The 24566-nt window shown below is 71.8% G+C and carries 23 protein-coding genes; 7 read left to right on the top strand and 16 right to left on the bottom strand.

What is annotated here, in order from left to right:
- Nucleotides 1-135: 135 nt before the first annotated feature.
- The 5 genes from J3A75_RS23485 to J3A75_RS23465 form a co-directional block, all read right to left on the bottom strand.
- Nucleotides 136-339 (bottom strand): hypothetical protein, encoded by a 204-nt coding sequence (locus J3A75_RS23485; RefSeq protein ID WP_020093001.1) that lies wholly within the window; start codon nt 337-339, stop codon nt 136-138.
- A gap of 109 nt (nt 340-448) precedes the next feature.
- The gene (locus J3A75_RS23480; protein WP_012320361.1) at nt 449-802 is read right to left on the bottom strand and encodes a hypothetical protein; all 354 of its coding nucleotides are present in this window, start codon (nt 800-802) and stop codon (nt 449-451) included.
- 72 nt (nt 803-874) lie between these two features.
- Complete coding sequence (locus tag J3A75_RS23475) at nt 875-1672, bottom strand: YfdX family protein (protein WP_053620526.1); 798 nt, start codon at nt 1670-1672, stop codon at nt 875-877.
- 277 nt (nt 1673-1949) lie between these two features.
- The gene (locus J3A75_RS36655; RefSeq protein ID WP_083374382.1) at nt 1950-2147 is read right to left on the bottom strand and encodes a hypothetical protein; all 198 of its coding nucleotides are present in this window, start codon (nt 2145-2147) and stop codon (nt 1950-1952) included.
- Nucleotides 2144-3931: an ABC transporter ATP-binding protein gene (locus J3A75_RS23465; protein ID WP_029359222.1), complete on the bottom strand. Its 1788-nt coding sequence runs from the start codon at nt 3929-3931 to the stop codon at nt 2144-2146. Before J3A75_RS23465 ends, J3A75_RS36655 begins: the two co-directional genes overlap by 4 nt.
- A 517-nt stretch (nt 3932-4448) precedes the next feature.
- Here J3A75_RS23465 and J3A75_RS23460 point away from each other — a divergent pair.
- On the top strand, nt 4449-4790 hold the full coding sequence (locus J3A75_RS23460; protein ID WP_012320358.1) for an Hpt domain-containing protein: 342 nt from the start codon (nt 4449-4451) through the stop codon (nt 4788-4790).
- A gap of 15 nt (nt 4791-4805) precedes the next feature.
- On the opposite strand, the gene J3A75_RS23455 is transcribed toward J3A75_RS23460, so the two are convergent.
- The 7 genes from J3A75_RS23455 to J3A75_RS23425 form a co-directional block, all read right to left on the bottom strand.
- The gene (locus tag J3A75_RS23455) at nt 4806-6047 is read right to left on the bottom strand and encodes a sensor histidine kinase (RefSeq protein WP_012320357.1); all 1242 of its coding nucleotides are present in this window, start codon (nt 6045-6047) and stop codon (nt 4806-4808) included.
- 258 nt (nt 6048-6305) lie between these two features.
- Nucleotides 6306-7937 carry an ABC1 kinase family protein gene (locus J3A75_RS23450; protein ID WP_024829322.1) on the bottom strand — a complete coding sequence of 544 codons (1632 nt, stop codon included), beginning with the start codon at nt 7935-7937 and terminating at the stop codon, nt 6306-6308.
- A gap of 167 nt (nt 7938-8104) precedes the next feature.
- Nucleotides 8105-8806, bottom strand: coding sequence for a molybdate ABC transporter substrate-binding protein (locus tag J3A75_RS23445; protein WP_012320355.1), 702 nt, complete (start codon nt 8804-8806; stop codon nt 8105-8107).
- 144 nt (nt 8807-8950) lie between these two features.
- Nucleotides 8951-9781 (bottom strand): NAD-dependent epimerase/dehydratase family protein, encoded by an 831-nt coding sequence (locus J3A75_RS23440; protein ID WP_012320354.1) that lies wholly within the window; start codon nt 9779-9781, stop codon nt 8951-8953.
- 58 nt (nt 9782-9839) lie between these two features.
- Entirely contained in the window at nt 9840-11135 is a 1296-nt protein-coding gene (locus tag J3A75_RS23435; RefSeq protein ID WP_012320353.1) for an MFS transporter, read from the bottom strand.
- Nucleotides 11136-11297: 162 nt separating this feature from the next.
- Complete coding sequence (locus tag J3A75_RS23430) at nt 11298-12353, bottom strand: lactonase family protein (RefSeq protein WP_024829325.1); 1056 nt, start codon at nt 12351-12353, stop codon at nt 11298-11300.
- A gap of 177 nt (nt 12354-12530) precedes the next feature.
- Nucleotides 12531-13838, bottom strand: a complete 1308-nt coding sequence (locus J3A75_RS23425; RefSeq protein WP_024829326.1) for an alpha-hydroxy acid oxidase — start codon at nt 13836-13838, stop codon at nt 12531-12533.
- A gap of 180 nt (nt 13839-14018) precedes the next feature.
- Between J3A75_RS23425 and J3A75_RS23420 the strand changes: the two genes are divergently transcribed.
- The 3 genes from J3A75_RS23420 (at nt 14019) to J3A75_RS23410 (ending at nt 16637) form a co-directional block, all read left to right on the top strand.
- Nucleotides 14019-15068 (top strand): LacI family DNA-binding transcriptional regulator, encoded by a 1050-nt coding sequence (locus J3A75_RS23420; RefSeq protein ID WP_024829327.1) that lies wholly within the window; start codon nt 14019-14021, stop codon nt 15066-15068.
- Between the two features lie 84 nt (nt 15069-15152).
- The gene (locus J3A75_RS23415) at nt 15153-15824 is read left to right on the top strand and encodes an aspartate/glutamate racemase family protein (RefSeq protein WP_024829328.1); all 672 of its coding nucleotides are present in this window, start codon (nt 15153-15155) and stop codon (nt 15822-15824) included.
- 3 nt (nt 15825-15827) lie between these two features.
- Nucleotides 15828-16637: a hydroxypyruvate isomerase family protein gene (locus J3A75_RS23410; RefSeq protein ID WP_234740681.1), complete on the top strand. Its 810-nt coding sequence runs from the start codon at nt 15828-15830 to the stop codon at nt 16635-16637.
- A gap of 9 nt (nt 16638-16646) precedes the next feature.
- On the opposite strand, the gene J3A75_RS23405 is transcribed toward J3A75_RS23410, so the two are convergent.
- The 3 genes from J3A75_RS23405 to J3A75_RS23395 form a co-directional block, all read right to left on the bottom strand.
- On the bottom strand, nt 16647-18650 hold the full coding sequence (locus J3A75_RS23405) for a TonB-dependent siderophore receptor (protein ID WP_083374381.1): 2004 nt from the start codon (nt 18648-18650) through the stop codon (nt 16647-16649).
- A gap of 587 nt (nt 18651-19237) precedes the next feature.
- Nucleotides 19238-20275 carry a hydroxyacid dehydrogenase gene (locus tag J3A75_RS23400; protein ID WP_070999947.1) on the bottom strand — a complete coding sequence of 346 codons (1038 nt, stop codon included), beginning with the start codon at nt 20273-20275 and terminating at the stop codon, nt 19238-19240.
- A 6-nt stretch (nt 20276-20281) separates the two neighbouring features.
- Entirely contained in the window at nt 20282-21487 is a 1206-nt protein-coding gene (locus J3A75_RS23395; RefSeq protein WP_209650784.1) for an amino acid aminotransferase, read from the bottom strand.
- A gap of 213 nt (nt 21488-21700) precedes the next feature.
- Between J3A75_RS23395 and J3A75_RS23390 the strand changes: the two genes are divergently transcribed.
- The 3 genes from J3A75_RS23390 (at nt 21701) to J3A75_RS23380 (ending at nt 24289) form a co-directional block, all read left to right on the top strand.
- Nucleotides 21701-22837 carry a branched-chain amino acid ABC transporter substrate-binding protein gene (locus tag J3A75_RS23390; protein WP_070999946.1) on the top strand — a complete coding sequence of 379 codons (1137 nt, stop codon included), beginning with the start codon at nt 21701-21703 and terminating at the stop codon, nt 22835-22837.
- 211 nt (nt 22838-23048) lie between these two features.
- Nucleotides 23049-23324, top strand: a complete 276-nt coding sequence (gene infA / locus J3A75_RS23385) for a translation initiation factor IF-1 (protein WP_012320343.1) — start codon at nt 23049-23051, stop codon at nt 23322-23324.
- Nucleotides 23321-24289, top strand: a complete 969-nt coding sequence (locus J3A75_RS23380; RefSeq protein ID WP_012320342.1) for a DMT family transporter — start codon at nt 23321-23323, stop codon at nt 24287-24289. The genes infA and J3A75_RS23380 overlap by 4 nt, the downstream gene beginning before the upstream one ends.
- Here J3A75_RS23380 and J3A75_RS23375 read toward each other — a convergent pair.
- Nucleotides 24259-24561, bottom strand: coding sequence for a hypothetical protein (locus tag J3A75_RS23375; protein ID WP_012320341.1), 303 nt, complete (start codon nt 24559-24561; stop codon nt 24259-24261). The two genes, J3A75_RS23380 and J3A75_RS23375, sit on opposite strands and share 31 nt — an antisense overlap.
- Nucleotides 24562-24566: the final 5 nt, after the last annotated feature.

Below are 24566 nucleotides of genomic sequence, written 5' to 3'. Positions count from 1 at the left end.
CGCGCAGGATCGCGATGACGGAGCACCGCGCGCGGGCGATCCCGGGCCAGGCCCGGGACCGCCAGGAGAGGTGCGCCGCGTCCGGTGCTCCTCTCGGACAGAAAGACAGTCAGTCGTCGGCGTGGGCGCGCCCGCTCACTTGCGGTTCGTGATGAGGCTGTCGACGTTCTTGTTGGCTTCCTTATTCTCCTTCCGCTGCATCACCACCTCGTGCTTGGTGTCCTTCATCGACATCTCGTCGCGCTTGCCCTGGGGCATCTCCTTCGGGGCCGCCAGGGCCGGCGTGACCGACCAGAGACAGGCCAGGCAAAGTGCAGCGCGCGCCGTAGTCTTGAACATGATGCCTCCTCCATTCAATTGACAGTGCGAGACGTCTTGGAGATATCGCCGGTTCCACTTGCGCGGATCACGGACGTGCGATCCGGTCCGCCGCGTGGATGGTGCCGTCTCACGGCGGACCCGACGGGTTGATCGGCAGGGCGTCGCTCCCGAGCTGCACGCAGGTCAGCATCGCCACGTAGGAGGGGGCGCCGCCGATCTGGCTCTCCGCAGCGCAGGTCCGGCGCTCCGCCACGTCGAACGTCGGCCAGCGCTTGATCAGGGTGCGCCGCGCGGCGGCCTCGTCGGACAGGCAACCCCGGTAGCTCGCCCGATCGACGGCGTTGGATCCCGCCCGGTGCTCCGGCGCGCAGATCGCCCGGATGTTGAAGTGCGGAACGCCCGCCGTCCGGGCGGAGGCCGCCGGGGTTCCGCCGAGGAGCAGCTCGAGTCCCAGGATGGTCGAGATCCAGAATCGCCGCACGGAGCCCTCCCTTGTGCGCGCCGACCGGGCCGCGCCCGAGATCCGTCGGGCGCGGCCGTCCTCGGCGGTCGGTCACTTGCTGGTCTTGGCGCCCGCGGTCGTACCGGTGGCCTGCGGCGCGCCCTTGTCGGCCGTGGCGGCGGTCGCCTTCTGGGGCACCGCGATCGCGTCGATCACGTCGAAGCGCATGTTGTCCTGGGCCGACTTCAGGGCGGCGTTCGCCTCGTAATACTTGCCCTGATTGATCAGCGTCGCCGCCTGATCGACGTCGGTGATGGTCTTTTTCAGGGGCAGGACCGCCATGGTGAAGTTGACGTCGACGTGGGCGAGCTTGAGCTTCTCCAGGGCGCCCTTCTGGTCGCCCTGGGCGAGGTTCTTGTTCGCCTCGGTCACCGCGGAGGCCTTGGCGGGCGTGGCCACGAAGTCGTCGCCGAGGGTCAGCTGCGCGTCGACCGGAACCCAGGCCACCTGCTCCTTGGAGGCCGCCTTGGTATCAGCCTTGGCGTCGGTCTTGTCGCTCGGCGCGGTCGCCTTGTGGGCGGCCATGTCGGCGGGCGACTTGAGATCGGCCTCGGCCTTGGTGAACACCGCGTCGTCGGTCTTGGCCTTCGCGAAGGCGGCCTGCGCCTTGGCGATCATGTCCTTGGCCTGACTCGGGTTGGCCTCGAAGATCGCGAGCCGGGTGAGCTGAAGATCTCTGAAGCCCTGCGCGCCGTCCTTCGAGAGCTTGCCGACATCCTTGTCGACCGCCGCCTGGCTCGCGCTGATCTGCGTGCCGTTGTTCTGGACGGCCTGCTCCGCCGCGTAGGCAGTTCCACCGAGGATTGTGGTGAGCACGAGAGCCGCAGCCATAGATTTGCGATAGGACATGATAATATCTCCCTCTGGTGCCGGAGATAAGGCCTTCATCTGCATTGGCCTCATTCATTCCGTGTTCAGATAATAGATCAGCCATCATTTGGTCGCATGACCGAAGGATTAAAAAACGGCAATGCGCCGGGCGCTGGCCGTGGGGGCTCGGCGCGGCGGGAAGCGGCCGGCGCGCGCGTTCAGCAGCGCCAGCAGGGCCGGTGCCATGAGGCCGTGCGCGTCGGGGCGTCGGGGCAGGCGCGGCGGGTGCCGCCCAGGACGGCCCCGGGGCGGCGCATCAGCGTGCAGCTCGCGCCGATGCGCGCGCCGTGACGCCGTTGATCTCCGCTCCGGCGCGATAGTCGGCGTCCACCGGCTCCCCGGCGTCGAGGGAGGCGCCCGCGCCGGCCGTGTCGATCCGGGTCCGGCGCGCGAAGATCCGCTCCGCGGCCGGGCTGCGGGCGCGCGCCCGGCCGCGGAGGAACCGGATCCTCACGCGCTCTCCGCGAGGTCCGATTGCCGCTCGAACAGGGCGCGGTAGGCCCCGTCCGGGCGGCGCATCAGGGCGGCGTGCGACCCGTCCTCGACGACGCGGCCGCGGTCGAAGACGAGGATGCGGTCGAGGGCCCGCACCGTCGACAGCCGGTGAGCGATGACGATGGCGGTGCGCCCGCGCATCAGCCGCGCCATGGCCTCCTGCACCAGCGCCTCCGATTCCGAATCCAGGCTGGATGTCGCCTCGTCGAGGATCAGGATCGGCGCGTCCGCCAGGAAGGCGCGGGCCAGCGCTACCCGCTGGCGCTCGCCGCCCGACAGCTTGACGCCGCGCTCGCCCACCGGCGTGGCGTAGCCCTTCGGCAGCCGCGCGATGAAGTCGTGCGCGTTGGCGAGGCGCGCCGCCCGCTCGATCTCCCGGGCCGAGGCGCCGGGCCGGGCGTAGGCGATGTTCTCGGCCAGGGAGCGGTGGAACAGCACCGGTTCCTGGGGCACGATGGCGACCTGCGCCCGCAGGCTCGCCTGGCTCGCCGACGCCACGTCCTGTCCGTCGATCGTCACGCGCCCGCCCGACACGTCGTAGAGCCGCTGGATCAGCTTGACGAAGGTCGTCTTGCCGGAGCCCGAGCGCCCCACCAGTCCGACCCGCTGGCCGGCCGGAATCGCGACGGTCAGCCCGTCGTAGAGGGGCCGCGTGTGGTCGCCGTAGTGGAAGCGCACGGCCTCGAAGCGGATCGCCCCGCCCGCGACCGCGAGTGGAACCGCGCCGGGGCGGTCCGCGACGCCGACGGGTTCGGCCTCCAGGGCGACCAGCTCCTCCATCTCGTTGATGGCCCGCTGCAGGTGGTTGATGTGGCCGCCGATGTCGCGGAGGTAGCCGTGCACCACGAAGGTCGAGGTCAGGACGTAGGCGACGTCGCCCGGGCTCGCCCGCTCCCGCCACCACAGCCACAGGGCGATGGCGACGATGACGGTGCGCAGGACGAGCAGCAGCCCGAGCTGGCCGGTGCCGCCCCAGGTGACGATCATCCACGTGCGCCGGGTCCGCCGCTGCCACTTCCCCAGCAGCCGGCCGAGCCGCGCCTCCTCCCGCGTCTCCGCGCCGAAGGCCTTGACGACGGCGTTGTTGCCGATCGCGTCGCTCAGCGCGCCGCCGAGGCGGGTGTCGAGGGCGTTCGACAGGGCGGCCGCGGGCGCGATGACGCGGGTCGCGAGGAGGACGGTCGCGCCGATATAGGCGCCCGCGCCGATCGCGACCGTCGCGCCGAGGGCCGGCCAGTGCAGGCCGAGCACGAGGGCCGTGCCCACCAGGACGACGAGCGCGGGCAGGAGCGACAGCAGCAGCGTGTCGTTGAGCCCGTCGATCGCCCACATGCCGCGGGAGATCTTCCGGACGGTCGAGCCCGAGAAGGTGTTGGCGTGCCACTCGGTCGAGAAGCGCTGGACGCGGGCGAAGCCGTTGCGGACGATATCGCTCATGGTGTGCAGGGAGAGCGGCACCACCAGGCTCCAGGCGACGTGCCGCAGCAGCACGGTGGCGAGGCCGAGCCCGGTCATCGCCAGGAAGGCCGGCCAGGCCGCGTCCAGCGCGGCGCCGCGCTCGCTCCCGGAGAGCGCGTCGACCAAGCGGCCCGCGTAGAGCGGCAGCAGCACTTCCGCCAGGGTGGCGAGCGTGATCGCGCCGGTGAGACCCGCGACGAGGGGCCAGCGCGCGCGCCAGCTGCGGACGACGTAGGTCAGGACGCGACGGACCGCGTCCGCCTTCCGGGGTGACGACAGAGACATGCAAATGCCCGACGCAGGGACAGCGTCGGCTCCGGGTGACGCGGGCGTCCCATCGCGAACGATGCGCGCCGGCGAAATCAGACGGGACTGGGTTCAGAGGCGCCGGGCCACGGGGCCGGGCGGGAGCGGGAGGCGGCTAGCCGATCCGCGCGGGGGCGCCGACCCGTCCTGCTCCGAGGGTCGAGAACTTGGCGATCATGCAGCCCCCTCCCTGATGCGAGCGCGACAGGCCTTTGAGGCTAGGAGGGGCCGAATTGATTCGCAATGCCCATAGCGACGCTTCGGGCCTTCGCGATAGGCCGCGTCTGACCGCCGCTTCGGACCGGTCTTTCGGCCGCCGCCACCGCCGATCCATGCGCCCGGTTCAATCCTGCGAGGACCGGAAAACGGTCGAGCTTCGTTGAAAAGCTGACGCAACGCGGTGTAAACACTTGGCTGCAAACTTGGCCGTTGTGCGGCGCCTTGGTTGCGCGCCTCTCTCGGATCGCTGTCGCGGATCCGTACATGGAGACCGACGGTGTCGCACTCCCTGGTGAACCGGGACGCGCTCGAGGAACTCACGGCCGTGATCGGCACGGAGAAGCTCGTCCGCATCCTCGACCGATTCGTCGTCAGCCTCACCACCGCCTTCGAGGGGCCGGATCGTGCCAACGACGATTACGGCCGCGAGGCGCACACGCTGGTCTCGATGTCCGGCATGCTCGGATGCGCCGAGCTCTCCCGGGCCTGCCGCGGCCTCGAGGAATCGGCCATGGCGGGCGACGATCTGACCCGATCGCTGGTCGATCTCAGGACCCTGCGCGACCGGACGGTCGCGGCCCTGCGGGACCTGCAGGCGGAGACTCGGCTGAGCGCCTAGCGCCGCGCAGCCGGATCAGGCCGCCACCACCGCGTCGAGGGGAGCCTCGAAGGTCAGCACCGCGCCCTCGCGCGGGTAGCTCATGTGGGCGGTGCCGCCGAAGCAGTGGGCGAGGCTGCGGGCGATGAGCCGCGTGCCGAACCCCGTGCGGGTCGGCGGCGTGACCGGCGGTCCGCCGCTCTCCTCCCAGCGGAACCGGAGGGTCTGGGCGCCGGCCGCCTCGGCCACGTTCCACGTGATGCAGACCCAGCCGGCGGCCACCGACAGCGCGCCGTATTTGGCGGCGTTGGTTCCGAGCTCGTGCAGCATCAGCGCCAGGGTCATGCCGTGCCGCGGGCCGAGCGTCAGGTCGGGGCCGGCGATGCGGAACCGGCCCGCGACGCCGTCCCCGTGGAGCGACACGGCCCCCTCGACCAGGCCGCTCAGGGACGCCCGGGTGAAGGAGCCCTGCAGCAGCACGTCGTGCGCCTTCGCGAGGGCCAGCAGCCGCGCGGCCAGGGCCTCGCCGGCCGCTTCCAGCGACGGCGCGTTGCGCATGGTCTGCGCCGCGACGGCCTGGACCATGGCCATGGTGTTCTTCATCCGATGGGCGAGTTCCTGCATCAGCAGCGTCTGGCGCGCCTCGGACAGCTTCTGGTCGGTGATGTCGCGCGACACTGCCAGGATGCGCTCGGGCCGGTCCGGCGCCGCGCCGATCGGCGTGACGGCCACGTCCCACCAGCGGATCGCGCCGCCGGTCTCCGACTGCGCCTGGAACCGGCTCGGCCGGCCGAGCCGCGCCCGGTCGAGCGCCTCGGCCACCGCCTCGCGGTCCTCGGGGCGCGTCCAGACGTCGATCCACGGCCGGCCGATCGCCTCCGCCTCGTCTCCCGCGGCCGACAGGGCCGGGCCATCCTCGCTGGCGGTGATCAGGCAGCCGTCGCGGTCCAGCAGTTCCAGGTAATCGTTGGGGGCCTGGGGCAGGCCGACCGGGCGTGCGCGGCCGGCAGCGCGCGCCCGGGCCTCGGGCGCGAGCCCGGCCCCTTCGCGGGGCGGCGGCCCGCGGGGCGCCTCGGCCCGTTCGGCCGCCATGCGTCCGGCCTCGACACGGCTCGCCGCCTCGATGATGCGGCCGAGCCGCCGGCTCCGCTGCCGCTCCCAGTCGGCCTGCGCGGTTGCCTGGCTCAGCAGTCGGCGCAGGCGGATGTTCTCCGCCTCGAGCGTCTCGACGCGGCGCTCCGCCCCGTCGGTCCGCGGCCGTACGATGTCCGCTTCCATCGCCCGCCCCCCACGTCGTCGCGACGGGGCGCCCGTGCGCGGCGCGCCGTCGGAGGTCCCCGACCGCGGCGCGGCGACGGATGTCGGAGGCAGGGCCGCACCGGCGGTTCAGACCGCTTCTGGTGCCGGTTCCCCGCCCGCAGCCGAGCGAATCGTTGGATGTGTCACGCTACCATGCCGCGCGGGATTATCAACTCAGTCCCGTATTCGATTGCGGGTGTAAACTTATGTTGATGTCTCTGGCCGATGCGAAGACGGTTACTTGTTTCGCATCAGCAGCACGAGCCAGCCAATCCCGAGGATAAAAATTATCAATCCGATCGAGACGAAGACGGGCGTGCCGAGATCGATGAGGCGGGGCGCGAGCTGGGTGGCGAAGGCCGCCACCACCAGGGCCACCGCGACGCGCGCGGCCGCGCGCTCGATGCCGCGGGTGACCTTGTCGAGGCCCTTCACCTCGATCTCGACGGTGACGCGGCCCTGCTTCAACCGCACCAGCATCAGGTGGATCAGGGTCGGCAGCTCCGAGGCGGCGCCGTAGAGGCCGACGCCCAGGGCCTCGGCCTTCTGCTTGAGGGCCGAGAGCGAGAACTGCGTCTGCATGCTCGCCCGGACCGTCGGGCCGGCGGCGGCGAACAGGTCGAAATTCGGGTCGAGGTGGCGCATCACGCCGTCGGCGGTGACCAGCCCCTTGAACAGGATGGCGAGGTCGGTCGGCATGGCGAGGTCGTTCTCGCGGGCCATGTTCATGAAGTCGGTGAGCACCAGCCCGAGATTCAGCGGGATCGACGAGTGGCTCTCCACGAAGGACTGGGCCGAGACCTGGAGGCGGGTGAGGTCCGGGTTGCTAGTGCCGGTCCAGTCGAGGAGCACGGCCATGAGGCCGTCCGCGTCCTGCTTGAGCATGGCGCCGATCAGCACGAGCAGCTGCGAGCGCCGCCGCTGCGACAGCCGGCCGATGATGCCGAAATCGATGAAGCCGATCTTGTTGCCCGGGAGCGCCAGCATGTTGCCGGGATGCGGGTCGGCGTGGAACACGCCCTCGATCAGCGCCATCTGCAGGAACGCGTCGGTGCCCTTCTGGGCAAGCAGTTTCTTGTCGATGCCCGCCGCGCGCAGGGCCGCCTCGTCGTTGGGCGGGATGCCGTGGATGAAGTCCTGAACCAGCACCCGCTCGGAGCAGTACTCCCAGTGGATCTTCGGGAAGACGATGTCGTCGCGGTCCTCGAAGATCTGGGCCAGCAACTCGCAGTTGCGCGCCTCGTTGAGCAGGTCGAGCTCGCCGTTCAGGCCCTCCGCGAGGTGGCGCATCTGCTCCCGCGGCTGGTAGCGGGCCATGTCGGGCCACTCGTTCTCGACGATGCGGGCGCCGTGCGCCATCAGGCGCAGATCCGCCTCGATGATCTTGCGCAGGTTCGGCCGCAGCACCTTGACGATGACGTCTTCGCCCGAGTGCAGCCGCGCCCGGTAGACCTGGGCGATCGACGCCGAGGCGATCGGGTTGGTGTCGAACTCGGCGAACACCTCCATGGGCGAGGCGCCGAGATCGAGCTCGAGCTGCGGGCCGATCTGCTCCCACGTCACCGGCACGACCTGGCTGTGGAGCTTCTGCAGCTCCTCGGTCCAGGCCGGCGACAGGAGGTCCGGCCGGCTCGCCAGCACCTGCCCGAACTTGATGAAGGTCGGCCCGAGCGCTTCGATCGCCCGGCGCAGCCGCTCCGGCTCGGACAGGCGCGTGACGTCGACCCGAGGCTGACGGCGCGGCACCAGCGGCAGGTAGCGCAGGCCGAGCCGGTCCACGACGCGGGTGACGCCGAAGCCGATGAGGATCGTCGCGATCTCCGACAGCCGCTGGCGGTCGCGGGCGGCAACGAAGGCTGTCTTCAGCATGAATGGAGCGATCCGGTCGGACGGGATTGGGCGTCCGGACAGCACGAGCATAAGGACTTTTTTGCGGTCGCGAACCCCGGTTCCGCCCCGGGGCCGCAACTTAGGCGGCGCGGTCGGCGGGGCGCGGCGGCGGCGGGGCCGGCGCGGACGGGGGCGCTGGCGGCCCGTCAGAAGGCCGGCTCCAGGCCGCTGGTCCGGTAGGCCTCGGCCGCCCGCGGCGTCGTCAGGCCTGCGAGGAACCGGGCCGCGCCGTCCCGGTCCGTCGCGCCGCGCAGGATCGCCGCCGCGAAGGTGGTCATCTCCTGCACCGGGTCGGGGAGGGGGCCGACCACCTCGATGCCGGGCACGACCATCAGCTCGCTGATCTGCTGGACGGCGATGTCGGCCTCCCCGGAGACGAGCTTCTCTGCCGTGAAGCCCTGCGGGATGATCGTCGCCTTAGCGTTGACCGCCTCGGCGAGGCCGAGCCGCGGCAGCAGGCCGGCGAAGTAGATCCCGCTGGCGCCGGTCCGGGAGTAGGCCACCGAGCGCGCCGCCACCAGGGTGCGCTTCAGCGCCTCGACGGTCGCGATGTCCGGATGCGGAGCTCCGGCCTTGACGGCGATGCCGTAGCGCGAGCGCACCACGTCGACCCGGCTCTCGGGCTCGACGCGTCCCTCGGCGACCAGCCGGTCCATCGCGTCCGACAGGACCAGCACCGCGTCGGCGGTCTCGCCCTCGGAGAGGGTCTTCATGATGACGGTGGTCGGCGCCCAGTGGATCGTCGTCCGGCCCCCCGCGGCCTCGAAGGCCGGGACGACGTGGGCGTCGAAGGCGCCGCGCACCACCAGCGCGCATTTCAGGCGTGTCTCGGGTCGCTCGTTCGCCATGATGGGTCTCGTGCTTCGTCTCTGGAACTGGGCGCCCCGGCGCTCCGCCGGGTCACGTCGGCTCGGCTGGCCCGCCCTCGGGCGTCGCTGCGCGGCCGCCTCAGGCTGAGTGGGCGATGGTCCGCGCGCCGAGAAGCCGGACCGTCACCGCGGCGGCTCGGCGCGGGAATAGTCGATCGCCGTGAAGCCGCCGCCCTGGTAGCGCTCCACCACCGGGTTGCCGCTGGTCTTCCCCTCCAGCGCCGCCGCGTGGGAATCGGCGCTGTCCTGCGGCGCCCAGCCGATGACGGCGCGCCCGTCCTTCCGCCACCAGGTCATGCGGCTGTTGTTCGACGCGCCCCAGATCACCACCGAGCCCGTCGGGCCGAGGTCCGGGGCCAGGGTGGCGCGGGTGATCAGCCGGGTCAGGTCGGCGTAGGACAGCCACGTGGCCAGCATCCGCGCGTCGGTCGGCTCCGGGAAGCACGAGCCGATCCGCAGGAAGACGCTCTCGACCCCGTGCTTGTCGCGGTAGAGGCCGCCCATCAGCTCGCCGTAGGCCTTGGACAAGCCGTAATAGCCGTCGGGTGCGAGGCCGCAATCGTCGTCCAGCACCTCCGAGCGCGCGTGGAAGCCGATCGCGTGGTTCGAGGAGGCGAAGATCATCCGGGCACCCTCGCGCCGGGCCGCCTCGTAGGCGTGGTAGAGGCCGCGGATGTTCGGGCCGATCACCGTCTCGAACGGGTGCTCCACGGAGATCCCCCCGAAATGGAGGATCGTGCCGCAGCCCTCCGCCAGCCGCAGGATCGCCGGCCCGTCCTCCAGGTCGGCGACCTGGAACCGGGCCCCCTCGGGTAGCGGATCGGGGAAGGGGACGCGGTCCGTGAGCCGGAGCGTCCAGCCCTGCGCGCCGAGCGCGCGGGTCAGCACGCGCCCGAGGGCGCCGGAGGCCCCGGTCAGGAGGACGGGTTTGGACGGGACGGTCTCGGCACTCATGGGACGCTGCTCCAGATTTCGGCGGCCTGGTCGGGCAGCCTTGATCAGACGGCCTCGGTCAGACGGCCTTGGCCGCGGTGAGGGGACCGGCTTCCGCCGGGTTGCGCGGCCGCCGCACGAAGATCGCCATCGCGACGACGCCGGCCGCCGCGATCAGGGCGGCGATCACGAAGGCGCTGGCGTAGCCCCCGAGATACTGCACGGCCAGCCCCGTGGCGGTCGGCCCGATGATGCCCGAGATGTTGCTCAGGAGGTGGATGAAGCCGCTGACGCCGCCGACCCGCGCCTCGGGCACCAGCTCGTGGATCGTCGCCCAGCAGGATTGCACCGAACTGGTCAGCATCAGCACGGCGAGCGCGATGAGCGAGACCGCCATGGCGGTGCTGGTCGCGGCGTTGACGGCGAGCAGGGCGACGCCCGCGACGGCCAGCGGCACGATCGTGGTGATCTTCCGCGCGGCGAGCTTGTCGCCCATGCGCGTGTAGACGAAGTCCGCCACCACGCCCCCGCCGACGTATCCGACGAAGCCGCAGGCCCAGGGAATCGAGGCGACCAGCGCCATCTCCTTCACCGGCATGTGCAGCGCGTCGGTGAGGTAGCTCGGGAGCCACGAGAGGAAGATGTAGAGGGTGTAATTCACCGCGAACATGCCGAGCCCGAGCGACAGGGTGCTCGGCAGGAACAGGTATTCCTTGAGCGACCGGGCATGGTCGGACGGCGCGAGGTGCGTGACGGCCCGGCTTCGCTCCACGAGGGCGATCTCCTCCGGATCGACCCGGGGATTGTCCTGGGGCCGGTCGGTCATGAGCATCCGCCACGCCACGACCCAGAGCAGGCCGACGGCGCCGATGGCCACGAACGCCACCCGCCAGCCGTACTGGATCGCCAGCAGGCCGACGACCGGCGCCGCGATGGCGCTGCCCACCGTCTGGCCCGAGAAGGTGAAGCCGATGGTCCGGGCGGTCTCCTCGCGGGGGAACCACGTGGTGATGGTGCGGTTCGTGGTCGAGTTCATCGGACCCTCGGCGAAGCCGAACAGGGCGCGGACGACGAACATCTGGGCGAAGCCGGTCACCGCGCCGGTGAGCATGCACAGGACCGACCACGCGGCGGCGGCCCAGCTGTAGACGCTGCGCGGCCCGTAGCGGTCGGCGAGCTGGCCGCCCACGAAGGCGAACAGCGCGTATCCGAAGAAGAACGTGCTGAAGATCACCCCCAGTTCCGAGGGCGACAGGTTCAGGTCCTCCTTGACGAAGGGCGCGGCGACGCCGAGCGCGGCCCGGTCCATGTAGTTGATGATACCGGCGATGAACAGCAGGAACGCGATCAGGAATCTGTAACGCTTGGCGAACATTGGGCATCCTCCGAAATATTTATGGTTTTCTTTTCTTGATTGCTCGGTGCGGCCCGGCGGCCAGAGGTCACGGTTCGACCGCCGCCGGCTCCGCCTCTCCTGCCCCTGAGGGGCATGGTCAGGCCCACGCTCGGCGCGGGCCCGAACGCGCGTCGGCGCCTCCTACAAGAACGCGATCGTGCAGGGGCTGAGGCTCGGGCGTTCGCCCGTCCGAGTCAGGTCCCCGGTCTCGGGATCGATGGCGAAGGCGACGAGGCTGTCGCCCTGCTCGTTGGCGACGAGCAGGTGGCCTCCGTCCGGTGCCAGGATCATGAAGCGCGGGTCGCGGCCGCCGGAGGGCGTCCAGCCCGCCGGCTCGAGGCGCCCGGCCGGGTCCGCCCGGAACCGCGCGATCCCGTCCTGCCCGCGGTTCGACGCGTAGACGAACCGCCCGTCCGGCGTGACCGCGATGGCCGCGGCGGTGCTCGCCCCGAAGAAGTCCGGCGGCAGGGTCGAGGCGAGGTGCAGGGGCGTCAGCGTCCCGGCGTCCGCGTCCCACCGGCAGGTGGCGACACTCGAGTCCAGCTCGTTGACCAGAAAGGCGAGGGGCCGGTGCGGGTGGAACGCGATGTGGCGCGGGCCGGCGCCGGGCCGCATCGCGGTCTGCGAGACGACGGCGAGCCGCTCACCCGCGAGCTTCAGCACGAAGACGCGGTCGAGGCCCTTGTCGGGGACGACGACGTGGCGGCCGTCCGGCGACAGGACCACGTGGTGCGGGTGGGCGCAGGCCTGCTCGGTCCGATGCGGGCCCGGCTCGCCCGGCAGCGGCAGGACGTCGCGCGCGGGCTCCAGGCCGCCATCGGCGCGCACCGGCATGAGGGCGACCGATCCGCTGGCGTAGTTGGCGACGATCAGGAAGCGGCCGTCGGGGGCGAGGGCCTGGTGCACGCTGTTGGTGCCGCCGGTGGCGGCGCTGCCGAGACCGCGCAGGGTGCCGTCGGGCGAGACCGCGAAGGCGCTCGCCGCCTCGCCGTCGCCCTGGACCGTGTAGAGGATCGCGCGCGCCGGGTCGGTCACCAGGAAGGACGGGTTCGTCAGGTTCTCGACCCGCCCGAGACGCGTCCAGTCGCCGAGGTCGCGGCCGGTCCGGTAGATGTCGATGCCCTGGCCGCGCGCCCGGCGCCGCTCGGTCGTGAAGCAGCCCACGAAGGCGAGGCCGCGGGGGGCGGTATCGGTCATGCGGAGCATCCGGATCGGGAACAAGGCTGCGGCGGCAGCCTGCGGGATCGACCCCGCGGGGATGCCGGCCGCCCGAGAGCGGCCGCTCCGGCGCCCCGGGAGGGGGTCCGCCTCGCGGGGACCGGCGCGCTGCGCGTGTTCGGGAAGACGATCATGGTCGATCCTCCCGCCATTGGCTCAGGCCCGCCGCGGGGCGCGGCGCAGGAAATCGGGATTGAGTTCGGACAGGCGGTTCACCCCGATCAGCGCCATGTCGCGGTTGAGCTCCTCCTTGAGGATCCGCATCGCGTGCTCGACGCCCGGGACGCCGCCGAGCGCCGCGGCGAACATGAAGGGCCGGCCGAGCAGGACGAAATCGGCGCCCAGCGCCAGCGCCTTCATCACGTCGGTGCCCCGGCGGACGCCGCTGTCGACGATGATCTTCAGCCCGCCCTTCCGGGCGGCGATCTCCGGCAGCACGTCGAGGGGGGCGACGGCGTAGTCGAGCTGGCGGCCGCCGTGGGTCGACAGGATCACGCCGTCGGCGCCGCACGCCCGCGCGATGTCGACATCCTCCGGCGCCAGCAGGCCCTTCACCAGCAGGTTGCCGGACCAGCGCTTGCGGATCGCCTCCAGGTTCTTCCACGAGAGCTGGTCGCGGGCGATGGTGTTGCGCACCGCGCCCTGGGACATCATCGGCGGCCCGCGCTCGGCCTCCGTGTTCTCGAAGTGCGGGGCCCCGTGCTTGAGGAAGGTCCGGGCGACCGTTCCGAGCAGCCAGCGCGGGTGGGTGACGCTCTGCCACGCCACCTTCGGCGTGACCTTGATCGGCATGGAGAAGCCGCTGCGGATGTTGTGCTCGCGGTTGCCGAGGGTCGGGGTGTCGGCCGTGACCACGAAGGTCCGGTAGCCGGTGGCCTCGACCCGGTCGAGGAGGCGGTCGATCCGGTTCTGGTCGCCCGGCAGGTAGCCCTGGAACCAGGCCTGCGGGTTCTGGGCGTGGACGTCCTCCAGCCTGATCAGCGAGGAGGCGCTGAGGCACATCGGCAGGTTCATCCGCCGGGCCGCCTCGGCGAGCACGAGGTCGCCCCGGTAGGCGATGAAGGCGGCCCCGCCCAGCGGCCCGATGCCGAAGGGCGCCGCGTAGGTCTGGCCGAACAGCGTGGTGGCGGTGTCCCGCGCCGAGGTGTCCCGCATCAGGCGGGGCACGAGGGCGTAGTCGGCGTAGGCGCCGCGGCTCTGCGCCAGGGCCGAGCCGGTCTCGACCCCGCCGGAGACGTACTGGAAGATCATCGGCGGCAGCAGCTTGCGCGCGTGCCGCTCGAAGTCGTCCAGCGCCAGCAGGTCGCGGAACCGGTAGGGCGTGACCGCGTCGCTCCGCTTCAGGCTGGTGACGATGGCCTGCGGGGCGGCGATGCCCGCCGCAGTCGCGTCGGCGCCGCCGACGGTCGGCGCCGCGCGCTCGGGGGCTCCCAGTCCGGAGGCCGGCCGGTCGAGCGTCGCCATCGGGTCCTCCTGCGGGTCGCCGGATCGCGCGGCCTCTTGAAAGCGCTTTCAGATAGCCAGCGGCCGGGCGAGGTGTCAATATTCTGCCGGTCCGGCTCAGTTGGCCGGGCATCGCCGCGTCGCGTATCCGGTACCGGCGCGATGCCCGTCGGGCCGCTCGGGGGTGGGGGATCGATCTCAGTGCTGGACCTGCCGGAAGAGATCCTCGAGCCGCCGACGCGCGGCCCGGTTGCCCGGGACGTCGCCCGCCGCGCCGGCGTCTCGACCGCGACGGTCTCCCGGGTTCTCAACGGCTCCGCCGGGGTCCGGGCCGACAAGCGCGAGGCGGTGATGCGGGCCGCGCAGGATCTCGGCTTCGTCGCCAACGGCGCGGCCCGGGCGCTCTCCACGCGACGGTTCATGGCGGTCGGCGCGGTCGTGCCGAACATCGAGAACGAGGCCTTCGTGCGCGTCCTGTCGAGCTTCCAGGACCGGCTGCGGCAGGCGGGCTACACCCTGGTCGCGGCCAATGCCGGCTACGACCTGGAGGACGAGCTCCGCGAGGCGACGTTCCTGCTGGAGCGGGGCGTCGACGGGCTGATGCTGGTCGGCGACATCCACCACCCAGACCTCCACGCCCGGATCGCCCGCGCCGGCATCCCGATGGTCCAGACCTTCAGCCTGTCCCGCGAGCGGCCCTGCGTGGGCTTCGACAACGCCGCCTCGGCGGCCCGGGCGGCCAACTACCTGATGGACCTCGGTCACCGCCGGATCGGGGTGATCTCGGGTCTGCGCAAGGACAACGATCGCGGCGGCGCCCGGGTCACGGGCATCGCGGCGGCGCTCGCGGCCCGGGGCCTGCGGCTCGCCCCGGAGCACGACATCGAGATCTCCTACGGGATCGGCGGCGGCCGCGACGGGTTTCGCCAGATGCTGGCGGGCGGGCCGCCGCCGACCGCGATCATCTGCGGCACCGATCAGATCGCCTTCGGGGCGATGATCGAGGCGCGGGCCCGCGGGCTCTCCGTCCCCGGGGACCTGTCGGTGATCGGCCACAACGATTCCGACTTCGCGCCCTTCCTGGACCCGGCGCTGACGACGATCCGCATCCACTCCGCCGAGATCGGCCACGCCGCCGGCGACCACCTGATCGCCCGGATCCAGGGGCGGCCGATGGTCCGCCTCACCGAGATCGACGCCGAACTGATCCTGCGCGCCAGCACGGCCCCGCCGAGGCGTACCGGCGCCTGACCTGCGCTATCTTGCCACCGCTTTGAAATCGCTTACAACATGCGGACCGGCGCGGCCGGGTCCGCGCCCTCTCCGGAACACAGCATGGCTCCCCGCATCGTCCTCCTGCACGCGACGCCGGTCGCCATGGCGCCGATCCAGGCCGCCTTCGCCGAGCGCTGGCCGGAGGCCGAGACCGTCAACCTGCTCGACGACGGCCTGTCCCTCGACCGGGCGAAGGAGCCGGGCGCGATCTCGGAGAGGATGATCGAGCGCTTCGTGCGGTTCGGCCGCTACGGCCACGACATGGGCGCCGACGGCATCCTGATCACCTGCTCGGCCTTCGGGCCGGCGATCGATCGGCTGATCGAGAGCGTGCCGGTGCCGGTGCTCAAGCCCAACGAGGCGATGTTCCGCGCCGCCATCGCTCAGGGCGCGCGCATCGGCATGCTGGCGACCTTCGGCCCCTCGGTCGGCACGATGACGGACGAGTTCGAGGAGTTCGTCGCCGAGACCGGGCGCCCGGCAAGCCTGCGGACGGTCCTGGTGGACGACGCGATGGCGCGGCTGCGCGCCGGCGATGCCGAGACCCACAACCGGCTGATCGCCGAGCGGGCGCCGGACCTGCGCGACTGCGACGCGATCATGCTCGCGCATTTCTCCACCTCGCGCGCGGCCGAGGCCGTGCGGAAGGCCGTCGACATCCCGGTGCTGACCGCGCCCCACGCGGCGGTGGACCGGATGCGGGCGGTGATCGAGACCGGCGGGAGCGCCTGAGCCATGACGCGACCCATGAAGCTCGGGTCCTACAAGGATCGTCTCAGCGGCCATTGCGGCTTCCTGTTCACGGAGCTGCCGCTGGCCGAGCGCTTCGCGGCGGCGGCCCGGGCAGGGTTCCGCGCCGTCGAGCACCCCAACCTGTTCGCGACGCCGGCCCGCGAGGTCGCGGGCTGGCTGGAGCGGGCCGGCGTTCCGCTGGTCCAGACCGGCTTCCCGGCGGGGGACGCCGCCAAGGGCGAGAAGGGGTTCGCGGCCCTGCCCGACAGGATCGACTACTACCGCTCCACGATCGAGCCGACCCTGGACTACGTCGCGCAGCTCGGCTGCCGGATGGTTCACCCGATGGCGGGCGTCCGGCCTGCCGGGGTCGAGCGGGCGCGGCTCTGGGACACCTACCTCGACAACCTCGCCTTCGCGGCCGACGCCGCCGGCGCGCGGGGCATGACGGTGATCGTCGAGCCGATCGGCCCCGGCTCGATCGCCGACTACGTGATCGACGACCCGCTGGTGGCGGTCGAGGCGATCCGGGCGATCGGTCGCGACAACGTCAAGCTCCTGTTCGACGCCTATCACTGCGTCTGCCTCGGCCACGATCCGGCGGCGCTGATCCGGGCGCACGCGCCGCTCATCGCCCATGTCCAGATCGCCGACGACCCCGGGCGGCACGAGCCCGGGACCGGCACGATCGCCTTCGACCCGATCTTCGCCGCCCTGGAGGAGGTCGGCTATTCCGGCTTCGTCGGCTGCGAGTACCATCCCGCGGCCGGCACCGAGGCGGGGCTCGGCTGGATGAGGGCGGACGCGGCGTAGGCCGGGGGCTCAGAACCGGGCCGCGACGCCGCCGATGATCGTGCGCGGCTGCCCCGGCGTCGCGTAGCGGTTCTGGAATGCCCGGTCGTAGAACGTCGCGTCGAACACGTTGTCGACGTTCAGGTAGATCCGCACGCCCGGCGCGATCTGGTAGTACGAGATCAGGTTGACCAGCGTGTATTGCGGCAGGTTGAAGGTCGCGAGCGCCGTCCCCGCGGCGCGACGACCGACGAAGTCGAGGCCGCCGCCGAGCCCCAGACCCTTCAGCTCGCCGCTCTGGAACTCGTAGACCGTCTGGAACGCGAGGCTGTTGGCGGGCACGTTGGCGATGCGCGTGCCGACCGGAAGGGTGTTGTCGCGGGCGACGGCCGCGTCGACGCGCGTGTAGGTCCCGATCACGCGCCAGCCCGGTGCGAGGTAGCCCGCCGCGGTCAGATCGAAGCCGCGGCTGCGGATTGCGCCGGTGGCGACGCTGAAGTTCGGATCGACCGGGTCGGTGCTGAGGACGTTGGACCGCCGGATCTCGAACAGGGCGGCGGTGGCGTCGAGGCGGCCGTCGAGGAGGCTGACCTTCGCGCCGGCCTCGTAGCCCTCACCCTCCTCGAACGCGAAGGGCCGGCCGCTGCGATCCGTGCCGATATTGGGCCGGAAGGAGCGGGCGTAATTGCCGTAGACCGAGACCGTGTCGGTCAGGTCGTAGAGCAGGCCGAAGCGCGGCGTCGCCACCAGGCCCTGCAGGCTGGTGGTGCCCTTCGTGAGGTTGTTCGTCGAGACCAGCCCGAGATCCTCGACCCGCACACCCAGGAGCGCGTGGAGGCGGGGCGTCAGGTCGATCTGGTCCTGCACGTAGCCGGCGTAGCTCTCGGTCTTCTGCAGGAAGTTCGTGACCCGCGCGGTGATCGGCGGCAACGGCTGGCCGTAGCGCGGTGCGAGCAGGTCGAGGAGGAACGGGTTCGTCGCGACGTTCGAGCGGTTGAACACCTCGCGGTAGCGGTAGCTGTCGTATTCCAGCCCGAGCAGGAGCGTGTGGCGGAACGGGCCGGTCTCGAATTTGCCCGCGAGATTCGCCTGCAGGTCGAGATCGGACCACGTCAGGTCCCGCCATTCCAGGGTTCGCCGCTGGGTCCGGCCATCCGGCAGCAGGCCGATGGCGCCGACCCCGTAACCCGACAGGTTCCCGCCGAGCACCTGCGCGCCGGCGTTCAGCACCCAGTCCTGGTCGAACCGGTGCTCGACGCGCAGCTGGCCGAGGGCGTTGTCGACATGGGCCGGCGGCAGGCCCGGCTCGCCGATGAAGCGGCTGCGCGGCAGGGCGCGCACGTTGCCTCCCAACGGCACGATGCCGCGGTCGAAGGTCTGCGCCGTGCTGATGAAGTCACCCTCCAGGGTGATGGTCGTGTCCGCATTCGGCTTCCAGGCGATGACCGGGGCGAGGGCGTAGCGGTCGCTGGTGACGAAGTCCCGGAAGCTGCCGTTGTCCTCGACGGCGCCGGTGACGCGCGCCAGCACCTGCCCGCTCTCGTCGAGGGCGCCCGTGGCGTCGAAGGTGCTCCGCTTGGCGCCGAAGCTGCCGTACTGCGTGCCGATCGTGAGGGAGCGCGCCGCGAGGGGCTGCTTGGTCACGATGTTGAAGGTGCCGCCGGGATCGCCGCGGCCGTACAGGAAGGCCGAGGGGCCTTTCAGCACCTCGATGCGCTCGATGGAGACGATGTCGGGGCTGTTCGGGTAGCCGCGATTGATCGGGAATCCGTTGCGGTAATACTCGCCGGTGGCCACGCCGCGGATCGTGAACTCGGTCAGGCCGAGGCCGCCGAAATTGTTGCCGCGGCCGACACCCGCGAGGTCGAGGGCCGTGTCGATCCGCGTGGCCGCGGCGTCCTCCAGCACCTCCTGCGGTACCGCCACGATGGTCTGTGGCACCTCGCGCACGGGCGTGTCGGTCCGCGTGGCGCTCACCGCGCGCGCGACCCGGTAGCCGTCGACGCGGGTATTCCCGTCGCCGATCCCCGCCACCGAGAGTTCCTCCAGCTGGATCTCCTGGGCGCTGTCAACGGCAGTTTGTGCCGAGCCTGAGGACGGAAGAAATACCGGAGCGAGGATCAGGGAGATCTTGACTGCGCGCCCGGAAACGCCGCGCGAAGCCCGTGTGCAAGGATTTGCACAGTTACGCCGTACCACGATGTCGACCATTCTGTTTCGAGTGGCGCCAGATACGGTAGAGAAACACTCACGGTCAAGCTTGCTCTCGAGGTCATCCCGAAGGCTGGATTTCGAATAACTATAATCTGCGCGGGTTCGACATCGCGCCTGTGGTCTGGCGGCAGCCCGGACTCGTCGGTACGAGACTGCGCGGCGGGCCTCCCGATCCCGACGGGCCGCGGTGAACGCCGTCGCGCCGTCAACGGTTCGGGCCAAGCCCGCGGCGGGCCGCCTCGCGCTGTGCGGCCGGCCGCGGCGCCCCGGAGAGCGGCGCGAATCTGTCGCCGGACGCCGACGCGGACCCGAAGCGGTTCAGTGCCGGACGGCCCGAGCCCGCCGCGTCGCGCGGGAATAGTCCACAGGATCGTGCGCCACCGGGGCGGCGCCGGACCCGCTCCGGGTCACGCGTCGCCGAACAGCCGCGCCCGGCGCTCCAGCACGGCGGGCCAGACCTCCGGATTGACGAGGCGCGGCGGCGTCTCGCCGCGGAGCAGGCCGACGATCTGCTCGGCCCCCCAGGCGGCCACGTTGCGCCGTGCCTCGTGGGTGACGCCGGCGGTGTGGTAGGTCGCCACCACGGTGTCGAGCTGCAGCAGGGCCGCGTTGAGGGGCGGCGGCTCCGGCGACCAGACGTCGAGGCCCGCCCCCGCGAGGTGGCCGGCGGTCAGCGCCGCGGCGAGCGCGGCCTCGTCGTGGACGCCGCCGCGGGCGGTGGTGATGAACACTGCCCCCGGCCTCATCGCCGCGAAGCTCTCGGCGTCGAAGCTGCCGCGGGTCGTGTCGTCGAGGGGGCAGTGCAGGGACACGATGTCGGACTCGGCGAGCAGTCGCGCCCGGTCGACCGGCTCCGCGCCGCGGGCCCGGATCTCATCGCCCGAGAGCAGGGGGTCGTGGGCGAGGACCCGCATGTCGAAGCCGCGGGCCAGCTTGGCGACCTCCCGGCCGGTATGGCCGATCCCGATCAGGCCCAGGGTCGCGCCGCCGATCTCGTGGCCCATGAGCGATTCGCGGGTGAAGCCGCGCGCGGTCCGGAGCAGCCGGTCCGAGACGCAGATCTTGCGCGAGACGGCGAGCATCAGGCCGATCGCCAGCTCGGCCACCGAGCGGGCATTGCCGCCCACTTGGTTCACCACCGCGACGCCGGCCCGGGTGCAGGCGGCGGCGTCCACCGTGTCGAAGCCCGCCCCGGCCGACGAGACCGCCAGGAGGTCGGGGCATTCGGCGAGCAGCGCGTCGGTCACGTGCCAGCGGCGCGGCAGCTCGTCCCGCGCCGGCGAGACGTGGAGGACGTGGGCCCGCGCCAGCAGCGCGGCCAGCACGTCATCCGGCCCCTGCAGGTCGCCGACCTGCAGGTCGATGTCGGGCTCGGCCCCCAAGCGCGCGTCGAAGACCGGGTTGATCCAGACGTTGAATCGGCAGACGCGCTTGCGGACCGCCACGCGGGATCAGCCCTTCACCACCGCGTCGATCGCGTCGATGACGTGGTCGATGTTGTGGGTGTTGACCGCGGCCACGCAAATCCGGCCGGTCTCCAGAGCGTAGACCTCGTGCTCCTCGCGCAGGCGGGTGGCTTCGGCGGGGTTCAGGCCCGTGTAGGAGAACATGCCCTTCTGCGCCTTGATGGCGTCGAAGCCGCGCTCGGGGTGGCGCTGCTGCAGGCTGTCGGCCATCCGCTCGCGCATGGCGCGGATCCGGTCGCGCATCTCGGCGAGCTCCCGCTCCCAGTCGGCGCGCAGCTCCGGATCGGTCAGCACGATCTCGACGATCGCCGCACCGTGGGTGTGCGGGTTCGAGTAGCTCGCCCGGACGAGGCGCTTGGCGAAGGCCTCGACCTTGGCCTTCGCGGCCGGGCTCTCGGCCACGATGGTCAGCGCGCCGACGCGCTCGCCGTAGAGCGAGAACGACTTCGAGAACGAGGAGGCGACGAGGAACTCCTGGCCGGACTCCGCGAACAGGCGCACCGGCTCGGCGTCGGCGTCGAGGCCGTTGCCGAAGCCCTGGTAGGCGATGTCGAGGAACGGGATCAGGCCGCGCTCGGCCATCAGGGGCACGAGGTCGCGCCACTCGTCGAGGCTGAGATCGGCGCCGGTCGGGTTGTGGCAGCAGGCGTGCAGCACCACGATCGAGCCCTTCGGCAGATCCTGGAGATTTGCCTTCATGGCCGGGTAATCGGCGCCGCCGGTCTCGGCCGAGAAGTAGGGGTAGTCGACCACGGTGAAGCCGGCCTGGCTGAACAGGGCCTTGTGGTTCTCCCAGCTCGGGTTGCTCACCGCCACGGTGGCGCCCGGGTAGAGTTTGGCCAGCAGGTCGGCGCCGGTCTTCAGGGCGCCGGTGCCGCCGATGCTCTGGAGTGTCGCGGCCCGGTTCTGGGACAGGATCGGCGCACCCTTGCCGAACAGCAGCTCCTGGACGGCGTCGCGGAACGGCTTCGTGCCCTCGATCGGCCGGTAGGTCTTGGGCAGGCCCTTCTCGATCCAGCGCTTCTCGGCGGTCTGCACGGCGCGCAGGCGCGGCACCTTGCCGTCCGCGTCCGTGTACACGCCGACGACGAGATTCAGCTTCTTCGGGCTCGGGTCGGCGTTGAAGGCCTCGAACAGGCGCATGATCGGGTCGAGCGGCGCGTCCTGGATGCCGGCGAACAGCGAGGTCATGATCGTCAATCGTCCCAGAGGGTCTCGGCCGGCCACGCGTGGAGAGGTGCCGGCACGCCCGGCGACGGGCCGGGCCGATGCCCTTATTCCGCACATCGCGCCCGCCCGCCAGCGCTTCCGCGCGCATCAGCGTCCCGATCCACTCAACCATCCGGCGCCGATCCGCCGCCAGCGCCCTTCCGGTGAGGGCTCCGACGGTCCTAGAGTGCCGCCATGATCCGTCGCCTCGTCCCATTCCTCGCCCTTCTCTGGACGGCCGCCCCGGCCGTCGCGCAGGCGCCGGTGCGGATCGGGCTGTCGGCGCCGCTGACCGGTCCGGACGCCGCCTACGGCCAGGGGCTCCGGCAGGGCGCCGAGCAGGCGGTGGCTGACCTCAACCGCGCCGCGGGCGGGCGCCCGCGCTTGGTCCTCGTCCCGGCCGACGACGGCGGCGAGGCCCGGCAGGCCGCCGCGGTCGCGAAGAAGTTCGCCGCCGACAACGTGCGCCTCGTGGTCGGGCCGCTCGAATCCGGGGCGGTCGCGGCCGCGGCGCCCGTCTACGAGGAGGCGGGTGCGGTCGTGGTCGCGCCCGCGGCGGCCTACGGGCCGCTGACCGGGCGGAGCCTGTGGAACCTGTTCCGCCTCGGACCGAGCGACGCGCAGCAGGGCCGGGCTGCCGGGGCCTATCTGGCGAAGGCCTTCGCGGGGCGCCGGGTCGGGATCGTCAGCGACCGCTCGACCTTCGGCCGCGGCCTCGCCGACGCGGTGGCGGCACGGCTGAAGGAGGCCGGCACGCCGGAGGTGCTGTTCGACGGCTTCCCCCGGGGCACCCGCGACCTCGCGGACGTCGTCGCGCGGCTGAGGGCGGCGCGCCCCGACGCGGTGTATTTCGGCGGCCTCGCGCCGGAGGCCGCGACCCTGCTCCACGCCATGCGCGAGGCCGGCCTTGGCGCGACGCTGGTGGCGAGCGACGGCATCCTCGACCCGGCCTTCGCCGCCGCGGCCGGCGGGGACGGGGAGGGCACCGTCATGACCCTGGTTCCCGACCCGCCGCGCCTGCCAGAGCCGCGCGGCGCCCGCCCGGCGCCGCGGTCCCCCGAGGCGGAGAGCGTCGCGGCCGCGGCCTACGCCGCCGTGGAGCTGCTGGCGCAGGCGACCGAGCGCGCCCGCGCCGCCGACCCGAAGACCGGCCGCATCGCCGATGGCCGCAAGGTGGCGGAGGCCGTGCGGACGGGGCCGTCCCGGACGCTGCTCGGATCGGTGGCCTTCGATGCGCGGGGCGACCGCTCCGGAGCGCCGATCGCCCTGCGGATCTGGCGCCGGACGCCGGACGGGCGCCTCGACTACGCCGGCAACGACGCGGAGCCGTGAAAGCCGGCGAATCGTGTCGATGACGGAAGGTGTTCGGCCTCCGTGACTTGCGGCCGGTTCCCGCGGGGACTACATGCGGGCGGTGCTGCTGAGCTGGCGCGGGCGGTCCCCCGGATCGGATCCGCGCCCTGCGGCGTTTCCCGAGCTCGATGACAGCCGAACACGCATTGCCGGAACGCCTGCTGCCGGACGGTCCGACTGGAGAAGGTGCATGGCGAAAGAAGAATTGATGCAGTTCGATGGTCTCGTGATCGAGATCCTGCCGGATGCGCGCTACCGCGTGCAGCTCGACCAGGGCCACGAGATCGTGGCCTACACGGCCGGCAAGATGAAGAAGAACCGCATCAAGACGCTGGCCGGCGACCGGGTGACGGTCGAGATGTCGCCCTACGACCTCGAGAAGGGCCGCCTCGTGTTCCGCCACAAGGACGAGCGCTCGTCCGGACCCCGTCCGCCGGTGCGCGGCGGCCAGTTCCGCCGCCGTTGACGGCCGGGCGCGCGAGCCGGACTTCCTCGGCCGCGCCCGCCTACCTGCTGCTGACCGTCACGGCGCTCCTCTGGGCCGGCAACGCCGTCACCAGCCGCTGGGCGCCCGGTCACGTCTCGCCCCAGGTCATCACGACGCTTCGCTGGGCGGTGGCCTGCCTGGTGCTCATGCCCTTCGCCGGGCGCCGGCTCGCCGCCGCGTTGCCGCTGCTGCGGCCGCACTGGCTGCGCATCCTGCTGATGGGCGGCCTCGGCTACACGGCCTTCAACTGTCTGTTCTACGCGGCCGGCGTCCATACCGGCGCGATCAACCTCGCCCTGTTCCAGGGCGCGATCCCCGTGCTGGTGATCGTCCTGAACCGGCTCGCCTACCGGGTCCCGGTCGCGCCGGGACAGGTGCTGGGCGTGGCGCTGACCCTGGTGGGCGCCGGCCTCGCCGCCACGCACGGCGACTTCTCCGTGCTGACGAACCTCGCCTTCAACCGCGGCGACGTGCTCGTCTTCGGCGCCTGCCTGCTCTACGCGGGCTACACGATCTTCCTGCCGACGCGCCCGAAGGTGCCGGCCCTGGCGTTCTTCGCCGCGATGGCGATCGCGGCGTTCGTCACCTCGCTGCCGCCGCTCGCCGTCGAGTGGGCGACCGGCCACGCCGTCTGGCCCAACCGCGAGGGCTGGCTGATGGTGGCCTTCGTCGGCCTCGGGCCGTCGCTGCTGGCGCAGCTCTTCTTCATGCGCGGCGTCGAGATCATCGGCCCGAACCGCGCCGGCCTGTTCGTCAACCTCGTGCCGATCTTCGGCGCGATCCTCGCCGTCCTGCTGGTCGGCGAGCCGTTCGGGACGACGGAGGCCGCCGCCCTGGCCCTGGTGCTGGCCGGGATCGCCTGCGCCGAGCGCCTGAAACCGGCGCCCGTCGCGGCGGCGACTCCGGAAGCCGCCTACTCGCAGACGCGGACGCGGCGGATGTAGACGTCGCCGTAGGCATCGTAGGTCCGGCGGCGCTCGAAGTGGCAGACCGGGCCGTAATCCTCCTCGACGTAGACCGGCGGCGGGGCGCGGTAGACCGGGCGGCCCGGGTAGTAGCCGTTGTTGGCCGACGCGATGGCGCCGCCGACGGCCAGGCCGCCGAGCACGCCGAGGGCGGCCGCGCCGCCGGCGCCGATGCCGTCGCGGGCCTGGGCGGCCGGCGCGAGCGTGGCGAGGCTCCCGACGACAAGGCTCGTCGCGAGAAGGTACTTCATGACAT

Origin of the sequence: Methylobacterium sp. PvP105, from assembly GCF_017876975.1 — a bacterium.
Lineage (GTDB): Bacteria > Pseudomonadota > Alphaproteobacteria > Rhizobiales > Beijerinckiaceae > Methylobacterium > Methylobacterium radiotolerans.
The sequence above is the reverse complement of the archived record's forward strand: the minus strand, read 5'-3'. Positions and strand labels throughout refer to the sequence as shown.